Below are 23,038 nucleotides of genomic sequence, written 5' to 3'. Positions count from 1 at the left end.
AAAGGAAGCCTCCCCTGGCTTCCTTTTAAATAAAAATAGACGAGGTGCGAATATGAACGGATATGTATATTTAGTTGGTGCAGGACCAGGTGATGAAGGGCTTATTACAAAAAAAGCGATAGAGTGCTTAAATCGTGCAGATATCGTCTTATATGACCGCTTATTAAACCCTTCCTTTCTTAATTATACAAAAGAAACATGTGAACTTATTTATTGCGGAAAAATGCCAAAGAATCATACTATGCGTCAAGAAATGATTAACTCACACCTCCTTCAATTTGCGAAAGAAGGAAAAATCGTAGTCCGCTTAAAAGGCGGAGATCCATCTATTTTTGGCCGTGTTGGTGAAGAAGCAGAAACTTTAGCATCAGCAAATATTCCATATGAAATTGTACCAGGTATTACATCTAGCATCGCCGCTAGTATCTATGCAGGTATTCCCCTCACCCACCGTGACTACAGTAATAGTGTCACTTTATTAACCGGACATGCAAAAGGTCCTTTAAGCGATCATGGAAAATATAATTCATCTTACAATAGCGACACGATTGCCTACTACATGGGTATAAAAAACTTACCTACAATTTGTGAAAACTTACTACAAGCAGGAAAAAAAGAAGATACGCCAGTAGCAGTCATTGAATGGGGTACAACTGGTAAACAGCGCGTTGTCACAGGGACACTGTCTACCATTGTTTCTATTGTCAAAAACGAAAATATTTCTAATCCTTCTATGACAATTGTTGGTGATGTCGTTTCCTTACGTAATCAAATCTCTTGGAAAGAACGCAAGCCATTGCACAGCAAGAAAGTTTTATTTACATCTGCAACAAATAAAAAAAGCGCAATAAAGCAAATGTTACAAGAGTCCGGTGCAGAAATATATCAAATTCCAACTTTCAAAAAGAAAGAATACACATTAACCTCTGAACAAATCAATAAGATTTTTAACGTTGATCGTCTTGTATTTTGTTCCGCTGACAGTGTAGACATCTTAATGCAATCATGCAGTAAATATCATAAAGATATTCGTTCCTTACAGGCAGAACTTCAGTATATGAACCTTTCTATTCAAGAAAAGCTCATGCAATATGGATTGTTCAGTAAACCTGCGCAATTTTCTTCGAATTCAACGATTTATTTAGGACGAAACATTAACCGAATTGCTGTTATTCAAGAAAAAATTGGTGCTGGTTCCTATATGATGACTCATGAGTACACAATTGATCATCGCTTCGATGAAATTCATTCACGTATTCTTTCTGAATTCTCATGGGATAGCATTGTATTTGAAGGTCGTGCTTCTATTGATACGTTTCTAGCAGAAATAAAACGCCTTGGCTTTATCAATATTCTTACTCTCCCATTCTCGTATACCGACGTTCCAACTTTACACTATGCAAATAAAGTTGGGTTTCATAACGTAGATCATCAATTACAAGAAACTCTTATGAAGAAAGACATGGTGAGACAATGAAAGGAATTGTATATGTTGGACATGGGAGCCGGCTACAAGAAGGTAATGAACAATTCATTCAATTTATTCAATCTGTTATGAAAGAGCGAAACGAAAGAATTCAAAAAATAGCTTTTCTAGAACTAACGACACCTACTATTTCGGATGCAGTTACAGAAACGATAATAGAGGGAGTAACTGAAATAATGATTGTACCTGTTTTATTATTTGCAGCAGCTCACTATAAACGTGATATTCCTTTTGAAATAGAGCAACTACAAAAGAAATATCCACAAATAACATTTTCAGTTGTACCTCCTTTTAGTACACATCCACATATGGTGGAACTTGTAGTGAAAAGAATACGTGAAGCTATGTCAATGCAAAATAGTAGTATTTTACTCGTAGGACGAGGCAGTAGTGATCCACAACCGATACATGAATTACAACAAATCAGAGCAGCTGTCGAACGAAAACTTGGTATGCCAGTATCCTGTTCCTTTTTAACGAAAGGAACTCCCTCTTTTGCTGCTGAGCTCAAGGCTATAACATCGACTGCGTCCCATGTATATGTCATGCCGTACCTTCTCTTTACCGGATTATTACTTCAAAAAATTAAATTGCATACAAAAAAATATGATCACGTTACGACTTGTAACTGTCTTCAGTTTGATACATACATGAAGTTAACATTATTAGAACGAATGGAGGAATGCATATATGTATAACATGTACCCTCTTATGTTTAATCTACAAAATAAAGTGGTCGTTATCATTGGTGGAGGTAAAATTGCATATCGAAAAGCGTCTGGATTAAAAAATACAGGTGCTTTCGTCACTGTTGTCAGCCCAGAAATTTGCGAGGAAATGAAGGAACTTTCTTATATTACTTGGAAGCAAAAAACTTTTAGTAATGATGATATTAAAGATGCTCATCTTATTTATGCAGCTACAAATCAACATGCTGTAAATATGATGGTCAAACAGGCCGCTCATGATTTCCAGTGGGTTAACGTTGTAAGTGGTAGTACAGCATCATCTTTTCACACACCTGGTGTCATTCGAAATGATGAATATGTTGTCACTATTTCAACTTCAGGTAAGGACCCATCGTTTACGAAGCGCATGAAGCAAGAATTAACATCCATACTTCCTAAACTTATAAAAAAACTTTCTCATACTCGCAAATTGTAATCTATCACTCAGCTAAAATAGTAATTAACTTTGAACAAACGTTTTTAGAGGCGTTTGTTCTTTTTGCTTTAGTTTCGTTTTTTAGGCTCAGACAAGCAATTGGACAAGAATCTGTGAAGAAAAATAACGGCAACAATTACGGACATAAAAAACAGTTGCTTGAGAGCAACTGCTTCAATACAGGTTTTATATTGGATATTCATTCAACCAAATTAGCGCATATTCATACTCATCAAAAAATCTCACAGATTCTTTCGTATTAGATTGTTGTAAATAATCCATTATCTCCCCCCTCTTCAAGGAGAAATGCAATTGCCTTACTGTGATTCAAAATGGTTTCATTGAAAAACTTCTCTTTCCATACTTTTTGAACAGAAAAATGATTTGGCGTGTATCCTTTTCTATCCACCAACAATTTATATTTCCGCCCTTCGGAAATGAATTGCTGACAAACCTGCTCGAAACCATTAAACCATTCATACACATCATCTGTTTTTATATTACCAACTAGATGGGTAACAATTACATCTCCTGAAACTGTTGTGCTGATATTTTGTTTACTCAACTTGGAATCATCCCCTTTATTTACAATAATACGGAAAAATTACATGGAATCAATAAAGATAAAATTCTTACTTGACGCTCCCCCATCACTATCAACCTAAGCTCATGTAACGTCAATTATAAGCGAGATTGTGTCTTTTTTCGCAAATCTATATGTAGATGCTTTAAAGATTTACATACGAAATAACCCGTAACGAGTTTCCTTTTTTTTGAATTAAGCCACTTGATTATCAGACATAGTACAATTGTAAACGACACTCAATATATTTAAGACTGTTTTCTTCTCATATCGATGGGATTTCCGTCCATCATTTACCGCCTCAAATCTATTCGTTTTTGCACGTACATTCAAAACAAAATATATGACAAATAAATAACGACAGTTACTGTAATAATGCTGAAAAGTGTTGAAAATAAAACGATTTGTGCATGTAATTCAGGTTCTATTTGATACTCCATAGCAATGGTTGATGTATTTCTTGAAGTAGGAAAAGAACTTGCAATAAATAATGATTGTGCAACAATACCATCCATGTTTAGTAGATATATCATAGCAAGTGCTAATAATGGTCCCATCAGTAACCTTCCAATTAAAGCCCATGTTATGACTCGATGGAAAAAATTAAGCTTAATGTTGGATAATTGTGCCCCTAGCAATATGAGTGCTATTGCAACAAAACCATTCGCAAGCTGATTAAGAGGAATAAAGATAGAATTAGGTATTTGAATTGTAAAAGATTGAAAGAAAACCCCTAATACGAGTGCATGAAATACAGGCAGTCTTAGAAATGATTGAATAATACCTCCGATTGTTTTTGTTGCTGATAGTAAGTTATATATCCCATATGAATAAGTTAAAAGATTCTGGAAAATAACAATAAAAATTTGAATGGAAACCCCCACTGGATTGTTACTGAAAATCAATTGACTTACTGGTAACCCATAATTACCGGAATTCATTAACGAAATGCTATTTTTTAGAGCTGCACTTTCTCCTTTTTCTAACTTTAATATTTTTGAAATGAAATGACTTACTATGATCAGACTCAGACTATAAAGCATTAAATAGTATATTATCTGGAGCAACAAACCTGTTTCTATACGAATATCATATATATTCACAAATACAGCCGCTGGCATCAAGCAATAAGTAATAAGTGTAGATAGCTGCTTTAAGTTAAATTGAAACTTTCTTTGTAAGATTGCACCAATTAGCATCAATATTAATATTGGTAATATCACGTCTAATATAATAAAAACAAACATGTAAAACCTCATTCCAAATATATTATAGTTGGATGAAACTCTTTACTAAATATGGACCACATTTAATTCATCGGAAAACACCCTCAGTTCTTAATAATCAGAAAACTGAAATCAATAATATGAAAATGCTCATCAAAAATTCTTATTTCATTTCCCTCCCCTCTCTTTTCTTTAACATATCAAATATAACTCATAAAGAAAATTATGGATTGTTTATACAAATTCATAATTTTATCTTATCGAACTAAACTGTATTCTTTAGTGTAGTACTTTTTTCACAATATCCGTTAGCCTTACCAAAAAATTTGGCCCTAAAAAAATCTGATACTGCAGTTACTATGCGAAGAATACTTACATCAATTCCATACTTGTCGCTTAAACCACCTAACACACCTGATACTTGTTTATCTTGAGTGGACTTATATTTTTTTCATCTAAACATCCCGATTCAATTAAATATTTACATTCTAAAAATGAGTTCGATCTTTAGAATAGATTTAAGATTTCCTTCACTAATCTACCCCTTAATTGAATAACTTTTGACTTCTATATTTTAAAATAAAATTCCATAAACCTTCTGTTTTTCATTTTAAAAGCACATTCTTTTAGAAAACGAGCGTTTGTTGAGATAGCAATAAAAACATGTTGAAGCCTATTACTAAAAAAAACATCCCAATATACTTTGGGACGGTTCTTTTTCCTTATTAATGATTCTTTAACATCACTAACAATTTCTCTTGGCTATACATCCACACTGTAATAATTAAACAAGCAAGTGCGACTTCTGATAACGCCATAAATCCAATTGCATAATGACCTGTTAATTGGAATAGTAATGTTAAAATTAGCGGTGGGAAGAATCCCCCTAGTCCACCTAAAGCTGATACGAGACCATTTACAATACCAGCTTGTTCTGAGAAATACATTGGAACGAGTTTAAAGATTGTACCATTACCTATACCTGCACAAAATGCGACTAGTAGGCAACCAAATGTATACACGTTCATGCTAGGCATAAATGATAAAATAATACCTGAAAGTGTTAAACCGATAAATACAAAGATTAATATTTTAAATGGATTAAACTTATCACCGAGCCAACCACCAATTGGGCGCATAATTGTTGCGAGTACGATGAATCCAGCTGTCCGCATACCTGCATCTACTTTCTCTAATCCGAAGTGAGATACTAAAAAGTTTGGTAAGTATACGGTAAATGCGACAAATGATCCGAATGTTAAAAAGTAAAAGATACATAAAAACCAAAGTTTTTCATTTTTATATACACCTTTTATTTGTTCCATTAATGGTGTATTCACCTTTTTCTCTTTACGATCGCCTAATAAAAAATTCATAAGTGCAAATGCTGCAAGTAAAACCAAATAACATTGTACTGTCGCTCTCCAGCCAACTGAAGTTGCGATAACAGGCGCTAAAAATGAAGTAATGGCTGTTCCGGCATTACCTACACCGTAAATACCATTTACAAAACCGTGACTCTCTTTCGGAAAGTATTTTGGTAAAGAAGTTACCCCTACAGAGAATACAGCACCACCGATTCCGACAAATAATCCACCAATAATTAAATCCATCATAGAATTGGCAACACTAATATAAAAGACAGGAAATAATAATAAAATAAAACTAATAAAGAATAATTTTCTTGCTCCGAAACGATTTGTCCAATAACCAATTGGAATGCGAAGAACAGAACCTAAAATAACCGGTACTGCTGTTACCATAGAAATTTGTCCCGCAGTTAATGGAATATCCGCTTTAATATAAGGCATTAATGATGATAAAATGACCCATACCATAAAACCGATAACTAGATTAGAAGTTTGTAAACTTAATTGAAAATTAGGACTTTTCATCCTGTTCCCTCCTATGTATGCATAGTTATATTCATTCTCTCCAGCCTAATCACGTCCTAACATGATTAGGCTGAAAAGAATCAACCACCACTTACTGGCGGAATCATTGCTACGACATCGCCAACTTGAATGATGTCATCCTCATTTGCATACTCTTCATTTATCGCGACCATAATCTCGTTTGAAATTGCTACATTATATTCCTTAATCAGAACTTCCTTCAGCTTCGCAACTGTAATATTTTCACAATCTATGTGTAATGCTGGCTTACTTACTTCTTCTTGTAAATGTGCAAATAATAGTACTTCAATCATATACTCCTCTCCTTTCCAGGCTCACCATTTGCATATGTTACCTTCTCTAACTGATCACCTATCCATGACTCACCATCTTCCCAAAACTCTTTCTTCCAAATTGGAACAATTTGTTTAATACGCTCCATAATATATTCGTTCGCCTCATATGCAGCTTTCCGGTGTGGTGTAGAAACAGCGACAACAACAGCAAGATCAGAAATTTGTAATGTACCAATGCGATGTGTAATAGCGACATATGTCCCTGGCCACTTCTCTCCTACTTCAGTGCCAATTCTCTCAAGCTGGTTCTCCGCCATTGTCTTATAAGCTACATACTCTAAACAAAGTGTACGTCGACCTTTCGTAAATTCTCTAACAGTACCAATAAAAGTAGTAACCGCACCACACTCACGACGAATTACTTTGTTTGTAACTTCTTCAATTGAAATAGGTGTATCAATTACTTCATAATACGTATGTGTCATCTTGCACCTCTGATCCTTATATAAGTTAGCAATCTCTTTTTCTATTACTTGTATGATCGAAGCGGCTCTTCCCACGGCCACTCACTTCCGACGTTCGATTCTAATAACAGTACCGAAACGGTTATTCCTGTTTCAAATCCTCTCGTTCCTCCCGGCAGAACGATAAATGCATTCGCTTCTGCAATTGAAGAAATTGCGCTAGATTTATCTAAACCGACTGGTGTAACTTGCAATTGCCCATCTACAATTTCTACTCTCCCTCTTACAAAACGAGTAAACGGATTTGCTTTCGAAATGTCTTTCTGTAAAATTGCCTCTGCACGATATATGTGCGGATCTTTCCTATGCAAGTATGTTCCAATGACAGGTCGAACATACAATTCACATCCGACATAACAAGCAGAAGGATTACCAGATAGACCAAATAATAGTTTTCCCTCTAACTCAGCTACAGTTGTCACACTTCCTGGTCGCATCGCTATTTTGTTAAAAAGTACATTAGCTTGTAATCTCTCATAAATAGCCGGTAAATAATCATAGTCTCCTACTGAAACGCCACCAGTTGTAATTAATATATCAACTTCTTTTATCGCTTTTTTTACAGTGTTATAACACGTCTCAAAATTGTCAGCGAATTGCCCATAATACTGTACAATTCCACCTGCTCGTTCAATTTGAGCAGCTACCATATAAGAGTTACTATTTCGAATCTTCCCTGGCTTTAATTGTTCATGTACTTCGAGCAGTTCACTTCCTGTCGTTACAATTCCAATGACTGGCTGTTTTACAACATATACCGTACTATAACCAAATGTAGCAAGAAGTGCTGCAACTCCAGGATTAATAACAGTCCCTTTTTTCACCAGAATGCTATTTTGTTTTACATCTTCTCTTTTAAAAGAAATGTTATCCCCAGCAACAAAGGAGCGTTTCAATTTCATATAAGTCTTTTCGTTTTCTTCAAATCCTTCCGTTAGCTCTAACATAACTACTGCATTACACCCCGCAGGAATTGCCGCACCTGTCATAATACGGACAGCTTGAAATGCTTTCACATCTTCTGTAAAAACAAAACCTGCTCCAATTTCACCAATCACTTCAAACAGAATGGGATTACTGCTACTTGCTTCTTTTGTGTCTTCTGCTCGAATCGCAAATCCGTCGTATGGAGAACGATTGAAATGCGGGACATCATGATCTGCAATAACATCTTCTCCAAGTGTTCTACCGTAGCTTTCTATAAGAGAAACCTTTTCTATTTCACCTTGGTAAGCATATTCCATTACACGTGCAACTGCTTCTGCCACTGGAATTGGTATACGTTTTTCTAACATTCTTTTTCACCTCGTTTTAATAAGGGACAACTCTCTTTCTGTTCATCCTATATATTTTGCGTATAATCGTTTTGCTATTTTCACATCATTTGTTCCATGAATAAATGCCCTACCGTCTGTAAATAAAACGAAACGATATTCATCAATTAGAAATGATAGTAAGTAAGGCGTTTTTTGGACAAGTACACTTTTTTGTAATCGTTTTTGAACTTCCTCTAAATGAAGAACACGTTTTACCCCTGAACGGATTTGAACCGTATTCCGTCCGCATAGCACTTCCATTTTCATCTGTGCTTCAAATGTTAAACTTGGGTACGTGCGTGTATTTCCACAAGATGGACATGTATTTTTCTTCTGTCTATTTACTTTTAATGAGAGATATTGATTGTTCCAAATATCAAATGATAACATTGTTCCTCTTAGCGCCTCGAAATCATCCACCAATATTTTCATCGCCTCTGTTACTTGATGAGCAACGACCATTTGTACAGCCGGTTGAATGATTCCTGCTGTATCGCATGTTGCACTGCCCATAGGATGATCCATTAAGCAGCGAAAACATGGTGTTTTCCCTGGAAGAATTGTATACGTTACACCGTAACTTCCAATACATCCACCGTATATCCAAGGTATATTTTCTTTTTGTGAAATGTCATTTATAAGTAGGCGCGTATCAAAATTGTCAGTCGCATCTAATATGAGATCCACTTCTTTTGTTAACTCTTTTATTTCTTGCAGTGTGACATCCGATACTACTGGTACAATTTCCACTTCAGAATTAATCTTTCTTAAATGCTCTGCCGCTGCAATTGCTTTCGGTTTGCACTGCTGTGCATCTTCTTCTGTATATAACTGTTGCCGTTGTAAATTACTCCATTCGACGTAGTCACGGTCAGCAATTGTCAATTTCCCAATTCCCATTCTAACAAGAGCTTCTGCATTTGCAGCTCCTAGTGCACCCGCACCGATTAGGAGCACATGCTTTTCTCTTATTTTTCTTTGTCCCATTTCACCAATTCTAGAAAACAATACTTGTCTTGCATAACGCTCTTGCATAAGAACTCCGCCTTTCACTATCCACCAATGTAAGACATTTCAACTTTTGGACGTTTACTTGTACTTTCAACTGTTCTTTCATCTGAATATCGATCTGTTCTATATCGCCATGTATGTTGTAAAATTTTTAATAATGAGGCGTCAGAAATATTTTCTCGAAGAAGCGTTCGCAAATCCGTTCCTTTTGTTCCAAATAAACATGTAAAAAACTTACCGTCTGCCGAAATACGGGCTCTCGTACAAGAAGAACAAAATGACTCAGAAACAGAAGTAATAAATCCAACTTCTGCATCGCTCCCTACATATCGATACATTTTCGCAACCTCTCCAAAGTAACGAGGTTTAACAGGCTCAATCGGATATACACGATTAATCTTCTCTATTAATTGTTCCTTCGTAATAACTTGTTCAAAGTTCCAGCCGTTTGTACTGCCCACATCCATAAACTCTATAAAACGGAGCTGAATTTCTTTTTCTTTAAAGTAACGAGCCATATGAAGAATTTGACTATCATTCATTCCTTTTTTTACGACCATATTTACCTTTACTTCTAACCCTGCGTTCTTCGCTTCTTCAATTCCTTTTAATACAGGTTTTGTGCTTACATTTCGTCCATTAATTTTTTTGAAGACATAATCCTCTATCGCATCTAAACTAATATTTACACGTTTTAATCCCGCTTCTTTTAACGCCTTTGCTTGTTTTGCTAAATGAATACCGTTTGTTGTGAGTCCAATATCTTTTAAGCCTTCTAGCTTTGCAAGTCTTGCAATTAACGTCGGTAAGTCTTTACGCAATAAAGGTTCACCGCCAGTAAGCCTAATTTTATTGACTCCCATACTTATAAATAATCTCGCTAATCTTTCTATTTCATCGAACGTTAATAAAAGCTCTTCCTTTAAAAAAGCGTAATCAGGTCCGAACACTTCAGCAGGCATACAGTATGTACACCTAAAATTACAACGATCAATAACTGAAATACGTAAATCTTGAAGTGGCCGTTCTAAAGAATCTTTCATGTTCTCATGCATCTATATCCCTTCTTTTCTGCTGCAATCCTTAGTAAGCTTTCAATTTTTTTATTTGCCTTCATTATAAAAAAGAAGCTACATATTCAATGTGACTTTTCTCACATTACTTTCCCCATTCAAAAATTCTTCACAAATCCGTTCGAATTTTGTTCACATCTTTAATCTCATCCACTTTGTCTATTGAATTTTTCAAACTAAAAACTGAAGATTTCTTCCCCTTACGGTCATTGAAATTTCAATTTATTTTTAAAATAGCTCTTGCATTTTCATCATACTTACACTCAAAATAGGAAATGTATTGCTTATAAGAAGAAAGGTGATCACTGTGGCAAACAGTATGACATTATCTCAAGATTTAAAAGAATTACTTGCATCTGTTGAATATAAAATGCAAATTAAAAAAGGTAGTTTTATTTTTCAAGAAGGTATGGAGGCAACAGAGCTCTATATCATCCACTCAGGAAAAGTACAAATTAGTAAATTAAGTGCTGACGGACAAGAATTGACACTTCGAATTTGTTCGGAATATGACATTATTGGAGAACTAACATTATTCACGGACAATGCGAAATACTTATTAAATTCAAAATGCCTTGAAGATGTTGAAGTAGGAGTTATAAAGCGTGAAGCGTTAGAAAAAGCATTACTCCAAAAACCAGCACTTGTATTTGAATTTATGAAATGGATTAGTGAACATTTAAGAAGAATGCAAACGAAGTTCCGAGATTTAGTATTACACGGCAAAAAAGGTGCCCTGTACTCTACTCTTATACGAATGACAAATAGTTACGGTGTATTAAAAGAAAATGGGATTCTCATCGATTTACCATTAACAAATCAAGAACTTGCTAATTTCTGTGCAACTTCACGTGAAAGTGTAAATCGAATGTTAAATGAATTAAAAAAGCAAGGTACAATTTCGATTCATAAAGGAAAGATTACAATCCACGATTTACAATTTTTAAAATGTGAAATTGCTTGTGAAGATTGCTCTGCTTCTGTTTGTAGCATTGATTAGCATCTTATTTAGATGCTAATCTTTTTTCAATTTAAACTACTTATTAACGGCTATTCCCTATATAAACAAAAACGAGGCCTTCCATATTAGACCTCGTTTCGTTTTAGCTGCTAACTCCTATCTGTTTACAGCAGTATTATTTTTTCAACTCATTAGGAATACGTCTTCTGTAAATTACATAACTACGGCTTACATATTTAATTGGGGCACTAAATACATGTACTAGTCTTGTAAATGGCCACACTGCGAATAAACCCATCCCTGCAAGAATATGAATTTTAAACCATACTGGTACTTCCGTCATATATTCAACTTTCGGTTGGAAAATAAAGAGACTTCGGAACCAAGGGCCAATTGTTGTACGATAATCAAATCCTTTTGAATCGATATTTAAAAATGTTGAAGAAAGTCCTGCTAACATTACGATAAGTAATAAAATAAGCGCAATATAATCTCCCTTTGTGCTCGTTGCAATGATACGTTTTACAGTTACGCGGCGGTACGTTAATATAATTAAACCGATGATAGAAGCAACACCTGCCGGAAGCCCGAAACTAATTGCCATTATGTGATACGTATGCTCAGAAATACCTATCGAACGGTATACAGCTTCTGGAATTAATATCCCCATAACATGACCGCCAATTACGAACATAATCCCAAAGTGGAATAATAGACTTCCGATTCGGAGCATTTTCTTTTCTAATAGTTCACTAGATTTTGATGTCCATCCAAATTGATCATAGTTGTATCTAAAAATATGTCCACCGATAAAGATTGCAAAAATGATATAGGGAAACAATACCCATAGAAATTGATTCATCATTTTAACAACTCTCCTTTCTAATTTGTCTGTACATCCCATGCTTCGATAGCGAGTAGAACAGCCGCAAGAATTGGTTCATACATACTACCTGCTTCTTTTAACTGAACGTGTAATGCTTGTATATTCTCCTTGTATTTATTCATAATTGGTTCACTGTCTTGCTCATTTGCATTTGCAAAAAACTCAAGAAAAAGTGGTAAATAATCAGGTAGTTCTTTATCCGTTACTTCAAAACCAGATTTTTTATAATGCTGCTTTAACTCTAATAATTCAATACCTCTTTCTCTTTGTTCACCAGTGTTCATATAAGTAAGATACATATTTGTTTTCTTACCAAAATCGAATGTATATACGTAACTATCAATGAGTTGATCATTCGTTTTATGTAGCGCTTGCTTTATAAAGGCTGTAAGTGATGCTTTAACTTCTTCCTTTTCTATCGTTTCAATCTCTTCTTGCAATTCAGTTACAGCTTCTCTCCACCCTAGTTCAGGATAGGAGAGAAGAAAAGAAGAACAAGAAAAAGCAGTTTGTAAACTTTGTTTCATCATTTTCTGCCCCCTTTATTTAAGAAATTGTCATACAAGAGCCTGGACCACCTGCGAATGCTAAACCACAGCTTCCTTGTTCGCTATATAAATCTGCCACTTGTTCACGGTGAGTGCCCGGAATGACGAAGCGATCTTTATATTTCGCAATAGCAAGAAGACGATACATATCTTCTACATCCTGTTTTGTTAAACTAAGTTCTTTTAATACAGCTTCATTTGGCTCTTTATTAATTTGCAGCGCTCTCATATGCGTTCGCATAACAGCCATTTTCTTCAATGTAAGACGAATGTGTGATTCATCTCCTGCAGTGAGTAAATTCGCTAAATATTGAATTGGAATACGCATATTATCGATAGCAGGGAAAATCTCTTCTGCTTGCCAGTTACTGCCTTTCCCTTCCACCATATTCATAATTGGGCTAAGCGGCGGAATATACCAAACCATCGGCATTGTACGGTACTCTGGATGAAGAGGCAGAGCAATTTTCCAATCGATAATCATTTTATAGATTGGTGACTCTTGTGCTGCTTTAATCCATTCTTCAGGAATGCCTTGTTTTTTCGCTTCAGCTGCTACTTCTGGATCATTTGGATCTAGGAAAACAGTAAGCTGAGATTCATATAAATCTTTTTCGTCTTCAACAGAAGCTGCTTCTTTTACTTTGTCAGCGTCATATAGCATTACCCCAATATACCTGATACGTCCCACACATGTTTCTGAACAAATTGTTGGCATACCAGCCTCAATACGTGGGAAACACATTGTACATTTTTCAGCTTTATTCGTTTGCCAGTTAAAATACACTTTTTTATATGGACAAGATGATACGCAGAACCTCCAAGCACGACATGCATTTTGATCTACAAGAACAATGCCGTCTTCTTCACGTTTATACATCGCACCAGATGGACAAGATGATACGCAAGACGGATTCATACAATGTTCACATATGCGTGGTAAATACATCATAAAGACGTTTTCAAAATCTGTTTTAATTTCTTCTTCCATTTTCTTTACGTTCGGATCTTGTAATCCTGTTATATGTCCACCAGCTAAATCATCTTCCCAGTTCGGACCCCATTCAATTTTGTCGATAAATTCGCCTGTAATTGCTGATTTCGGACGAGCAACTGGTTGATGCTTACGCTGCGGGCTATTTGTTAATGTTTCATAATCATAATTCCAAGGTTCAAAGTAATCATCAATTGTTGGTTGATCTGGATTGTGGAAAATGTTCATAAGACGTTTCATTTTCGAACCAGATTTCAGCTGAATTTCACCATTTTTCAATTCCCATCCGCCTTTATATTTCTCCTGATCTTCCCATTGTTTCGGATAACCAATTCCAGGCTTCGTTTCTACGTTATTGAAGTACATATATTCCGCACCTGGACGATTTGTCCAGGTGTTTTTGCACGTTACGCTACAAGTATGACAGCCGATGCATTTATCTAGGTTCATTACCATTCCGACTTGCGCTTTAATCTTCAAGCCAATCTACCTCCTTCAGTTTACGGATTACAACATTTAAATCACGCTGGTTCCCAGTCGGACCATAATAGTTAAATCCATAGCTTAATTGGCCATATCCACCAATCATATGTGTTGGTTTAACATGAATACGGGTTGGACTATTATGCGTTCCCCCACGGGTGCTTGTTAATTTCGTACCAGGCACGTTAATGTGGCGATCTTGCGCATGGTGCATAAATGCCATTCCCCTCGGTATACGGTGCGTTACAACAGCACGCGCTACGACAACACCGTTACGGTTAAAGCACTCGATCCAATCATTATCAGCAACGCCAGCTTCTGCAGCGTCCTCTTTATTCATCCAAACAGTTGGACCACCTCTAAACAGCGTTAACATCGGTAATGAATCGAAATACATACTATGAATCGACCACTTATTATGCGGTGTTAAATAGTTTAGTGTAATCTCTTTCCCTTCTACTTCAGGGCGTGACTTACGGAACGGTTTATGTTGCAGAATTGGTTTAAATGTTGCCATCGTTTCACCAAATTCTTTCATCATGTCATGGTCTAAGTAGAAAGATTGTCGACCAGTTATCGTTCTCCAAGGAATAAGACGTTCCACATTTGTTGTAAACGGTGAGTAACGTCGTCCACCTTTTTCTGAACCTGTAAAGGCCGGAGAAGTAATTACTGTTTTCGGTTGTGCTGTAATTTGTTCGAATGTAAAGCATTCTTCTTCACGTTCTTCTGCTAAATCACGTAATTTTAGATCTGTTTGTTTTTCAAGTGCTTCCCATGCTTTTACTGCCATATGACCGTTTGTTGTAGAAGAAAGCGTTAATACCGCTTCAGCAGCATTGATTGCTTCTTTTATGTCTGGGCAACCTTTCGCAATAGTATCCGTTCGAACAACTCCTAATTTGCTCTTTAATTGCTCATACTCTTTTTCAGCTGACCAAGAGATCCCTTTCGTACCAATCGGTTGTTTTCCGGCATTTGGTCCAAGTGCTGTCATTTTGTCATAAATCGTTTTATAATCCCTTTCAACAACATGAATTTGTGGCATCGTTTTACTCGGGATTGGTTCACATTCACCTTTACTCCAATCTTTAATCTTGCCAAGTGGTTGCGCTAATTCTTGCGGTGTATCATGAAGAAGTGGTGTTGCAACAACTTCTTTCATTGGTTCAAGATCTATTTTCTTCGCTAAATCTGACACAGCTTTAGAAAGTGAAGTGAAAATATCCCAGTCAGAGCGTGCTTCCCACGGTGAACCGATTGCTGGATTAAATGGATGCACAAATGGATGCATATCTGTACTACTTAAATCATGTTTTTCGTACCAAGTTGAAGCAGGTAAGACGATATCAGAATACAGCGCTGTTCCAGCCATACGGAAATCTAAATTAATGAGTAAATCAAGCTTCCCTTCTGGTGCTTCTTCATGCCACTTAATTTCTTCTGGTCGTAATGAATCACTATCGTCATTCATTAATCCGTTTGTTGTACCTAATAAATGTTTTAAGAAATATTCATGCCCTTTACCAGAACTTGAAATTAAATTCGCACGCCAAACGAATAAGTTGCGCGGGAAGTTGTTTTTATTATCAGGATCTTCAATCGCAAATTTCAGTTCTTTTTCTTTTAATTTTTGTGCAACATATTTTCCGATTTCTTCTTGCGTTGTTGCACCAGCAGCAACAGCTTCTTTATATAATTCAATTCCATTTTTCTCGAATGTTGGATAAGAAGGTAACCAGCCGAGTCGTGCTGCTAATACATTGTAATCACCGTGATGTTGATAGCGTGAGTTACCTTCAATTGGTGATGCTAAATGTCCAACAGGTGTATCTTCATAGCGCCATTGATCTGTTACGAAATAGAAGAAAGACGTACCATTTTGTAATTTTGGTGGCCCTTGCCAATCTTTTGCCATCGCGATTGTTTGCCATCCTTCTGCAGGTCGTAACTTTTCTTGACCAACATAATGCGCCCAACCACCGCCGTTTACACCTTGTGCTCCAACGAGAAGAACAAGATTTAAAACAGCGCGATAAATCGTATCAGAGTTAAACCAGTGGTTAATACCCGCTCCGACAATAATCATTGAGCGACCATTCGTATCAACAGCATTTTGTGCGAACTCACGAGCGATTTGAATAATAAGCTCACGTTTTACTCCTGTCATTTTCTCTTGCCATGCAGGTGTAAACGGTATGTCATCATTGAAGTCTTTCGGCTCTTGTCCGCCAAGCCCTCGGTTCACTCCGTAATTTGCTAACGTTAAGTCGTATACAGTTGTAACGAACACTTCGCCTTCTTCTGTCATAACCTTTTTCACTGGAATTGTACGTTCTAATACTTTGTTTCCATCATCAGAGAAGTACGGAATTTGTACCGTTCCAATCGATTCTTCCATTCCAAGTAAAGAAAGACGTGGATCAATCTTTTCACCTGTTTCTTCATCTTCTAAACGCAAGTTCCATTTCTTTTCGTTATCCCAACGTGAGCCCATTGTGCCTTGAGGTGTTGCAAAATCATTCGTGTTCTCGTTCCAAAGAACAGGTTTCCATTCTCCTAACTTCGTTTCGCGTCCAATATCAGCAGCGTTTAAGAAACGATCAGCAACGAATTGATCTCCTTTTTGTTTCAATGTGACAAAGAAAGGAAAATCAGTATATTGCTTCGCATACTTTGTGAAATATTCCACTTGATTATCTACGTAAAATTCTTGTAAGATCACATGCCCCATTGCCATCGCAAGTGCACCATCTGTACCTTGTTTCACACTAATCCAATCATCCGCAAACTTTGTAGATTCAGCGAAGTCAGGGCTGACAGAAACGACTTTCGTTCCTTTATATCGAACCTCTGCTAAAAAGTGAGCATCTGGTGTTCTCGTCATCGGTACATTTGAACCCCATGTCATAATGTAACCAGAGTTATACCAGTCACTACTTTCTGGTACATCTGTTTGATCGCCCCAAATTTGCGGAGAAGCTGGTGGTAAATCTGCGTACCAATCATAGAAACTAAGCATCGGCCCACCCATAAGTTGCATAAAACGACTACCAGCAGCATGACTTAACATCGACATAGCTGGAATTGGTGAAAAGCCAACATTTCGATCTGGCCCGTATTTAATTACTGTATAAAGTAGAGAAGCTGAAACGAGTTGTAATACTTCATCCCAATTCGCACGAACGAATCCACCTTTACCACGCGCCTGCTTATACTTACGTGCTTTTTCAGGGTTTTCCACAATGTTTTTCCAAGCATCTAGTGGTGACTTGTGCTTTTGTAGTTCCTCTTGCCACATACTCCAAAGAACACCACGTACATACGGATATTTCACACGAAGTGGACTATAAATGTACCAAGAAAAACTCGCTCCACGCGGACATCCTCGTGGTTCAAAATCAGGCATATCTGGACCTGTTGTTGGATAGTTAAGCTCTTGCCCTTCCCAAGTTACAATTCCATCTTTCACATATATATTCCAGCTACATGAACCAGTACAGTTCACGCCGTGTGTAGAACGAATTACTTTATCATGCTGCCAACGCTTTCTGTACACATTTTCCCATTCGCGATCTTCATATGTTTCTTGTGTATGATTATCGTTATAACGATCTATTGGTGAAAAATATTTTAAACGTCTCATTAGTGCTGAAGTTTTTTTCTTCATACTGTTCACTCCTTTAATACGTCTCTCTTACATACCCTTACTATAAGAGAGGTTGTAAAATACAGATGTGACATTTCGCACAGTTCAAGAGATTGTCAAAAATTCAGTAGAAAATAAGTTTGTGAGAAAATCTTGTGTTCCGTTGTGAAGATTATGGTTAATCTTAATTATTAGGAGAATGGTATTTTGAGGTATCGACTATTTTGCAAAAGAAAAAGAGTTTTGATATTATTTCAAAACTGCCATAAGGAAAAGAGTATAAATTGTATGTAAAAAAATTTTTCCCAATGTTATTATTTTATATCGAGTCTGATTTTACATAAAAATACAAATCATTATTTACTGTATTGCCCTTAGTTACGGAAACAATTATACTAGATGTAATCGAAATAAATAATCTGAATATTCTCAGAATTTAAGGTAGAAGTTTTACTATCTACATATAGAATTAGAAATATGTCCACTAAATTGATTAGAAAACGATAATAACATTAGGAGGATTACGATGCCCCAGCTTGATTCATTACATCCCACTGTAGAAAAAATAATCAATAATATTGAAAAAATAATGGTCGGAAAACGAAAAGAAACAATCTTAGCTTTGACAGCTCTCTTAGCTGAAGGTCATGTGCTATTAGAAGATGTTCCTGGTGTCGGGAAAACAATGCTAGTACGTGCCCTTTCTAAATCCATTGATGCTGATTATAAGCGAATTCAATTTACACCTGATTTATTGCCGTCAGATGTAACAGGAGTTTCTATTTATAATCCGAAAGAGCTCCAATTTGAGTTCAAGCCTGGACCAATTATGGGGAATTTTGTACTTGCTGATGAAATTAATCGTACATCTCCAAAGACACAATCTGCTTTACTTGAATGTATGGAAGAAGGCAATATTACAATAGATGGCATTACAAGACCTTTACCAAAACCGTTCTTTGTCATGGCTACACAAAATCCGGTCGAATATGAAGGAACATATTCTCTACCAGAAGCTCAGCTCGATCGTTTCTTATTGAAACTAAAAATGGGATATCCTACACCAGAGGAAGAATTTGAAATTTTAAACCGGATGGAAAAAACAAATCCACTCTCTCAATTACAGACCATTACTACAATAGAAGAATTAATTTATTTACAACAAAGCGTACGGGTAGTAAGTATGGACAAAGCAATTAAGCATTACATTGTAAAGCTTGTTAATCAGACTCGTACGTACAGTTCTATACAGTTAGGTGCAAGTCCACGTGGCTCGATTGCTTTAATGAAAGCTTCACAAGCTTATGCATTTATCCATGGCAGGAATTATGTTATTCCAGACGATGTTAAATTTTTAGCTCCTTACGTTTTAGCACATAGACTCATTCTAAAAATGGAAGCAAAATTTGAAGGAATAACAGGAGAACAAGTTATCGGAAAAATCGTTGCACGAACTACCGTGCCTACTCAAAGGACGATGAACCCTTGATGAAACGAATGCTGCGAGCGCTATATCACGTTATGAAGTTATTGCTACTCCCTTTATGTCTAGTCTTAACATTTGTGTACGCTATGCTTCAAGGAGGGTTTGTCAGTTGGTTTTTGTTTTACAGCACAATTCCCATTGCTCTTTATTCGCTACTACTCCCCTTCTACGCTTTACGGGACGCTGAAGTAAAACGAATAACAAACCAAAATGGATATGTAGTAGGAGAACAATTTGTAAGCACGATTACAATAAAAAGAAAATTTCCTTTTCCCTTACTTTATTTAGTTATAGAAGATGAACTGCCACCACAATTTATAAGTTGTAAACAAACAAAGATGAATAAGGTAGTACTCTTCCCAGGATTGAAACGAAATATTTCGTTTCAATATGTTATTAACACAATCCCTAGAGGCGAGCACACTTTTTCAAGCGTTCGTGTCAAAACTGGCGATTTATTCGGCATGATAGAGAAAGAAGTAACTTTTTCAGTTCCAGATACATTTTTAGTCTATCCCCAGTATGTAGATATAGCATATCGACAATTGGAAAATCATTTCGAACAAGGAGCGCTTTCAGCAAATATAAATTCAGCAAAAGACTCTACAATCTCTGTCGGTGTCAGAGACTATAAACCTGGTGATCGCTTTTCATGGATTGATTGGAAAGCAACTGCACGAACAAACACTATTATGACAAAAGAGTTTGAACAACAGCGCAGCCATAATGTCATGATATTCATAGACAGAACCGAGTCTCCTCTATTCGAATCAGTCGTCACATTTACTGCCTCTATCGTAAGGACTGTCTTGAAACAAAATTCACCAGCATCATTCGTGTCTATCGGAAAAGAACAAACTATTTTCCCTTTAGACAATGGAGATACGCAGTTACAACAAATCCTTTGTCATTTAGCAAAAGTGCAAGCAGACAGTGTATTCCCGCTCTCCCAGAGTGTAGACATGGAACTAAGAAAAATTTATGAGCCCGTCACGGTTATACTCGTGACCAGTAATCTTTCTCCCGATATTCAAAAGGCGGCTGATTGTGCCGCTATAAGAAATAGAAAATGTATGGTTTTTGTCGTGAAAGAAAAAGCGAATCAACTTTCACACCGAGAAATCAGTATAATAGAAACTCTAAAAAAACGACAAATATTTGTAAACACGGTTTATGAAAACCGTTATACAAACGTGTTTTTTGAGGTGAGCAAATGATAACATTACAAACAAAATACAAGTGGGATACGAACAGATTCTTTATGCATGCATGTGTATTTCTTCTTTTACTAGAATGGCTAAGACCTCTTATAGGTATTACAAATGTAGGTAGATTAGATATTTTCGTAACATTTATAGGAATTTGCTTCGCTCTCTCTTTTTTTCAAACGAGGTGGCAGATTCCAATAAAAATTGTCACAGTCCTATTTATCATTCATTCCCTATATTATAAAAATGCTTTTATAAATCCATCTTGGCTAACAGCATTCTTTTCTGATATGTTTCGAAATTCCTCCCTGTTTTTCCAAGGGAATTTACTAGATATTTCTCCAGTTTTTCCGACGGTTTTATTTTTTCTCTCATTTTGGTTTTTGAGTTCTTTTACTTCATTTTGGATTATTCATAAAAAACGTGGGTTTCTATTTCTTGTATTGACTATTATTTATATCGCAACTTTTCATAACTTACATTTATACAATGCAAACTACGCTATTATTCGTACTGTTGTCATCGGCTTTTTTATGCTTAGTCTTCTTCAAGTAGAACGAATAAAAGAACGTGAACACTTACAAAATTATGCTAGGGAAATCTCAAAATTACTTAGACCACTTACAATATTTATTGTATTATTAGCAATCATCGCATACTTTGCTCCAAAATTTGGCCCTCAATGGCCAAACCCAATGGATTTCTTAAAATTCAACACATCTGAAGCAAGTAAAGAAAAAAAAGTTTCTACAATTGGGTATGGTTTAGATGACTCACGATTAGGTGGTCCTTTTAAGGCGGATCCTACAATTGTTTTCACAGCACGAACGCAAAACAAACAATATTGGAGAGTCGAAACGAAAGATTTTTATACCGGAAAAGGCTGGGAGGTTTCTGAAAATCCGAAAAAGGTTTCTTTTAAAAATAAAAACGACGTCGTAAGCTGGTACGAACAAAATACAAAAACAGAAACTACTGAGGCAACAATTACCATGCAAAAAAGTTACCCTCACCTTACCTATCCAGCAGGATTAGTAACAGTTGAAGCTTCTTCTGATGTATCATACAGTGTTGACCCGTTTTCAGAAAAAATTTATACAATGAATGGAGACTCTTCTACTACTTTACATTCGTATAAAGTAACATATGAGATCCCTGAGTTTTCCATAAAAAACTTGAAAGCTGTAAAAACAAATGAAGGTCAAGAAACAAATCCTTATTTTATGACAAAGTACACACAACTTCCCGAGTCATTACCACAGCGCGTAAAAGACTTGGCTATCAATCTTACAAATGATAAAGACAACCGATATGATAAAGTATTAGCTATTGAAAATTACTTCACAGACAACTCTTTTACATACGAATCAACGAATGTCTCATTCCCTGCCAAAAGCCAAGATTATGTAGATCAATTCCTTTTCGATACAAAAAGCGGCTACTGTAATAATTTTTCGACGTCTATGATTGTACTACTTCGTTCTGCCGGGATTCCAGCTCGCTGGGTGAAAGGCTATACAGAAGGAACTCTTGACAATACACTTGCCTCTGCAGAAGGTGAGGATGTTTATACAATCACGAACGATAACGCACACTCTTGGGTCGAAGTATATTTCCCAGAATACGGATGGATTCCATTCGAACCGACAAAAGGATTTACTAATCCCTATAATTTTATAAATAATACGCCTGCTCCTATTTCACAAAATAGCGAAGCAAATAATTCTAATAACGAGCAAATACAACAACGAAATAATGAAGCAAAACTTAAAAGTTTAATTGAAAATACAGAAGAAGCTTCTACTAAAAAGGTCACAAATTCTAAAACTAGTTTTTCTTGGTGGTACGTATTCCTCTCTACGATACTAATTAGTATTATAGGATACATTCTCTTCACCACTAGAATGAAATGGATGACATTTCTTATTATTCATTTCTATAAATACCGAAAAGATGATGCTGTTTATCAAAAAGCTTACGGTGCACTTTTAAAACAATTTGCGAGAATTGGCATACCACGGGGTGAAAGTCAAACATTCCGAGAATACGCTCTCCATATCGATACACTTTACAACTCGGCCGATATGCAACAACTTACTGCCAGTTATGAGAACGCTATGTATCAACAGGGGCAGGCTACGGTAGAATGGAAGAAATCCGTACACTTATGGGAAGTACTTATGAAAAAAGCAGCTTCTCCACCTAAATCAGATGGCTTTGATACAGTTATTTAATCTTGAAAATTTGAG

At 36.1% G+C, this 23,038-nt stretch carries 18 protein-coding genes and 2 pseudogenes; 7 read left to right on the top strand and 13 right to left on the bottom strand.

The features are described from left to right. Nucleotides 1–52 precede the first annotated feature (52 nt). Genes ATL10_RS04715 through ATL10_RS04705 form a run of 3 tightly spaced genes read left to right on the top strand, consistent with a single transcriptional unit; the run spans nucleotide 53 to nucleotide 2,650 of the window. The gene (locus ATL10_RS04715; protein ID WP_071714372.1) at nucleotides 53–1,477 is read left to right on the top strand and encodes a uroporphyrin-III C-methyltransferase; all 1,425 of its coding nucleotides are present in this window, start codon (nucleotides 53–55) and stop codon (nucleotides 1,475–1,477) included. Beyond that, nucleotides 1,474–2,184: a sirohydrochlorin chelatase gene (locus ATL10_RS04710; protein ID WP_000676477.1), complete on the top strand. Its 711-nt coding sequence runs from the start codon at nucleotides 1,474–1,476 to the stop codon at nucleotides 2,182–2,184. The genes ATL10_RS04715 and ATL10_RS04710 overlap by 4 nt, the downstream gene beginning before the upstream one ends. Then, complete coding sequence (locus ATL10_RS04705) at nucleotides 2,177–2,650, top strand: precorrin-2 dehydrogenase (RefSeq protein ID WP_000282601.1); 474 nt, start codon at nucleotides 2,177–2,179, stop codon at nucleotides 2,648–2,650. Before ATL10_RS04710 ends, ATL10_RS04705 begins: the two co-directional genes overlap by 8 nt. Before the next feature lie 186 nt (nucleotides 2,651–2,836). On the opposite strand, the pseudogene ATL10_RS04700 reads toward ATL10_RS04705, so the two are convergent. From ATL10_RS04700 to moaA, 9 genes and pseudogenes are all read right to left on the bottom strand, one after another. Then, nucleotides 2,837–3,245: pseudogene (locus ATL10_RS04700) on the bottom strand (STAS/SEC14 domain-containing protein). Nucleotides 3,246–3,562: 317 nt separating this feature from the next. After that, nucleotides 3,563–4,480, bottom strand: a complete 918-nt coding sequence (locus tag ATL10_RS04695; protein ID WP_069355489.1) for an AEC family transporter — start codon at nucleotides 4,478–4,480, stop codon at nucleotides 3,563–3,565. Nucleotides 4,481–4,781: 301 nt separating this feature from the next. After that, nucleotides 4,782–4,910 (bottom strand): annotated as a pseudogene (locus ATL10_RS31735) (PspC domain-containing protein); the annotation flags it as partial. Between the two features lie 274 nt (nucleotides 4,911–5,184). Then, on the bottom strand, nucleotides 5,185–6,354 hold the full coding sequence (gene narK / locus ATL10_RS04685; protein ID WP_000841863.1) for a nitrate transporter NarK: 1,170 nt from the start codon (nucleotides 6,352–6,354) through the stop codon (nucleotides 5,185–5,187). Between the two features lie 80 nt (nucleotides 6,355–6,434). Next, nucleotides 6,435–6,668 carry a molybdopterin converting factor subunit 1 gene (moaD, locus tag ATL10_RS04680; protein WP_000573676.1) on the bottom strand — a complete coding sequence of 78 codons (234 nt, stop codon included), beginning with the start codon at nucleotides 6,666–6,668 and terminating at the stop codon, nucleotides 6,435–6,437. Further along, nucleotides 6,665–7,135 carry a molybdenum cofactor biosynthesis protein MoaE gene (locus ATL10_RS04675; protein ID WP_000149965.1) on the bottom strand — a complete coding sequence of 157 codons (471 nt, stop codon included), beginning with the start codon at nucleotides 7,133–7,135 and terminating at the stop codon, nucleotides 6,665–6,667. Before ATL10_RS04675 ends, moaD begins: the two co-directional genes overlap by 4 nt. A 44-nt stretch (nucleotides 7,136–7,179) precedes the next feature. Further along, on the bottom strand, nucleotides 7,180–8,469 hold the full coding sequence (locus ATL10_RS04670; protein WP_090976298.1) for a molybdopterin molybdotransferase MoeA: 1,290 nt from the start codon (nucleotides 8,467–8,469) through the stop codon (nucleotides 7,180–7,182). 42 nt (nucleotides 8,470–8,511) lie between these two features. Beyond that, nucleotides 8,512–9,525 carry a molybdopterin-synthase adenylyltransferase MoeB gene (locus tag ATL10_RS04665; protein WP_001158064.1) on the bottom strand — a complete coding sequence of 338 codons (1,014 nt, stop codon included), beginning with the start codon at nucleotides 9,523–9,525 and terminating at the stop codon, nucleotides 8,512–8,514. Between the two features lie 17 nt (nucleotides 9,526–9,542). Next, nucleotides 9,543–10,556, bottom strand: a complete 1,014-nt coding sequence (moaA, locus tag ATL10_RS04660; protein ID WP_000545008.1) for a GTP 3',8-cyclase MoaA — start codon at nucleotides 10,554–10,556, stop codon at nucleotides 9,543–9,545. Nucleotides 10,557–10,881: 325 nt separating this feature from the next. On the opposite strand from moaA, the gene ATL10_RS04655 reads away from it, so the two are divergent. Further along, nucleotides 10,882–11,574, top strand: coding sequence for a Crp/Fnr family transcriptional regulator (locus tag ATL10_RS04655; protein WP_000013866.1), 693 nt, complete (start codon nucleotides 10,882–10,884; stop codon nucleotides 11,572–11,574). A 136-nt stretch (nucleotides 11,575–11,710) separates the two neighbouring features. On the opposite strand, the gene narI is transcribed toward ATL10_RS04655, so the two are convergent. From narI to ATL10_RS04635, 4 genes are read right to left on the bottom strand one after another with little or no spacing between them, the layout of a single operon-like run. After that, entirely contained in the window at nucleotides 11,711–12,400 is a 690-nt protein-coding gene (gene narI, locus ATL10_RS04650; protein ID WP_000981851.1) for a respiratory nitrate reductase subunit gamma, read from the bottom strand. 17 nt (nucleotides 12,401–12,417) lie between these two features. Continuing rightward, the gene (gene narJ / locus ATL10_RS04645) at nucleotides 12,418–12,948 is read right to left on the bottom strand and encodes a nitrate reductase molybdenum cofactor assembly chaperone (protein WP_063220184.1); all 531 of its coding nucleotides are present in this window, start codon (nucleotides 12,946–12,948) and stop codon (nucleotides 12,418–12,420) included. Nucleotides 12,949–12,967: 19 nt separating this feature from the next. Continuing rightward, nucleotides 12,968–14,443: a nitrate reductase subunit beta gene (narH, locus tag ATL10_RS04640; protein WP_063547125.1), complete on the bottom strand. Its 1,476-nt coding sequence runs from the start codon at nucleotides 14,441–14,443 to the stop codon at nucleotides 12,968–12,970. Next, nucleotides 14,433–18,116: a nitrate reductase subunit alpha gene (locus ATL10_RS04635; RefSeq protein ID WP_090976296.1), complete on the bottom strand. Its 3,684-nt coding sequence runs from the start codon at nucleotides 18,114–18,116 to the stop codon at nucleotides 14,433–14,435. Before ATL10_RS04635 ends, narH begins: the two co-directional genes overlap by 11 nt. 505 nt (nucleotides 18,117–18,621) lie before the next feature. Here ATL10_RS04635 and ATL10_RS04630 point away from each other — a divergent pair. The 3 genes from ATL10_RS04630 to ATL10_RS04620 are packed head-to-tail and all read left to right on the top strand — an operon-like array spanning nucleotide 18,622 to nucleotide 23,023. After that, nucleotides 18,622–19,584: an AAA family ATPase gene (locus ATL10_RS04630; protein ID WP_001135807.1), complete on the top strand. Its 963-nt coding sequence runs from the start codon at nucleotides 18,622–18,624 to the stop codon at nucleotides 19,582–19,584. Further along, nucleotides 19,584–20,798 carry a DUF58 domain-containing protein gene (locus ATL10_RS04625; RefSeq protein ID WP_097821811.1) on the top strand — a complete coding sequence of 405 codons (1,215 nt, stop codon included), beginning with the start codon at nucleotides 19,584–19,586 and terminating at the stop codon, nucleotides 20,796–20,798. Before ATL10_RS04630 ends, ATL10_RS04625 begins: the two co-directional genes overlap by 1 nt. After that, nucleotides 20,795–23,023, top strand: coding sequence for a transglutaminase TgpA family protein (locus ATL10_RS04620; RefSeq protein ID WP_110496518.1), 2,229 nt, complete (start codon nucleotides 20,795–20,797; stop codon nucleotides 23,021–23,023). The genes ATL10_RS04625 and ATL10_RS04620 overlap by 4 nt, the downstream gene beginning before the upstream one ends. Nucleotides 23,024–23,038 lie beyond the last annotated feature (15 nt).

The organism is Bacillus sp. 196mf (genome assembly GCF_003217275.1).
GTDB lineage: Bacteria > Bacillota > Bacilli > Bacillales > Bacillaceae_G > Bacillus_A > Bacillus_A thuringiensis_S.
The sequence above is the reverse complement of the archived record's forward strand: the minus strand, read 5'-3'. Positions and strand labels throughout refer to the sequence as shown.

Coding starts and splice junctions, on each gene's coding strand:
- narI (WP_000981851.1), bottom strand. CDS start 12,400: ATGATGAATCAATTTCTATGGGTATTGTTTCCCTATATCATTTTTGCA.
- ATL10_RS04715 (WP_071714372.1), top strand. CDS start 53: ATGAACGGATATGTATATTTAGTTGGTGCAGGACCAGGTGATGAAGGG.
- moaD (WP_000573676.1), bottom strand. CDS start 6,668: ATGATTGAAGTACTATTATTTGCACATTTACAAGAAGAAGTAAGTAAG.
- ATL10_RS04670 (WP_090976298.1), bottom strand. CDS start 8,469: ATGTTAGAAAAACGTATACCAATTCCAGTGGCAGAAGCAGTTGCACGT.
- moaA (WP_000545008.1), bottom strand. CDS start 10,556: ATGCATGAGAACATGAAAGATTCTTTAGAACGGCCACTTCAAGATTTA.
- ATL10_RS04635 (WP_090976296.1), bottom strand. CDS start 18,116: ATGAAGAAAAAAACTTCAGCACTAATGAGACGTTTAAAATATTTTTCA.
- narK (WP_000841863.1), bottom strand. CDS start 6,354: ATGAAAAGTCCTAATTTTCAATTAAGTTTACAAACTTCTAATCTAGTT.
- ATL10_RS04630 (WP_001135807.1), top strand. CDS start 18,622: ATGCCCCAGCTTGATTCATTACATCCCACTGTAGAAAAAATAATCAAT.
- ATL10_RS04620 (WP_110496518.1), top strand. CDS start 20,795: ATGATAACATTACAAACAAAATACAAGTGGGATACGAACAGATTCTTT.
- ATL10_RS04705 (WP_000282601.1), top strand. CDS start 2,177: ATGTATAACATGTACCCTCTTATGTTTAATCTACAAAATAAAGTGGTC.
- ATL10_RS04695 (WP_069355489.1), bottom strand. CDS start 4,480: ATGTTTGTTTTTATTATATTAGACGTGATATTACCAATATTAATATTG.
- narJ (WP_063220184.1), bottom strand. CDS start 12,948: ATGAAACAAAGTTTACAAACTGCTTTTTCTTGTTCTTCTTTTCTTCTC.
- ATL10_RS04665 (WP_001158064.1), bottom strand. CDS start 9,525: ATGCAAGAGCGTTATGCAAGACAAGTATTGTTTTCTAGAATTGGTGAA.
- ATL10_RS04710 (WP_000676477.1), top strand. CDS start 1,474: ATGAAAGGAATTGTATATGTTGGACATGGGAGCCGGCTACAAGAAGGT.
- ATL10_RS04675 (WP_000149965.1), bottom strand. CDS start 7,135: ATGACACATACGTATTATGAAGTAATTGATACACCTATTTCAATTGAA.
- ATL10_RS04625 (WP_097821811.1), top strand. CDS start 19,584: ATGAAACGAATGCTGCGAGCGCTATATCACGTTATGAAGTTATTGCTA.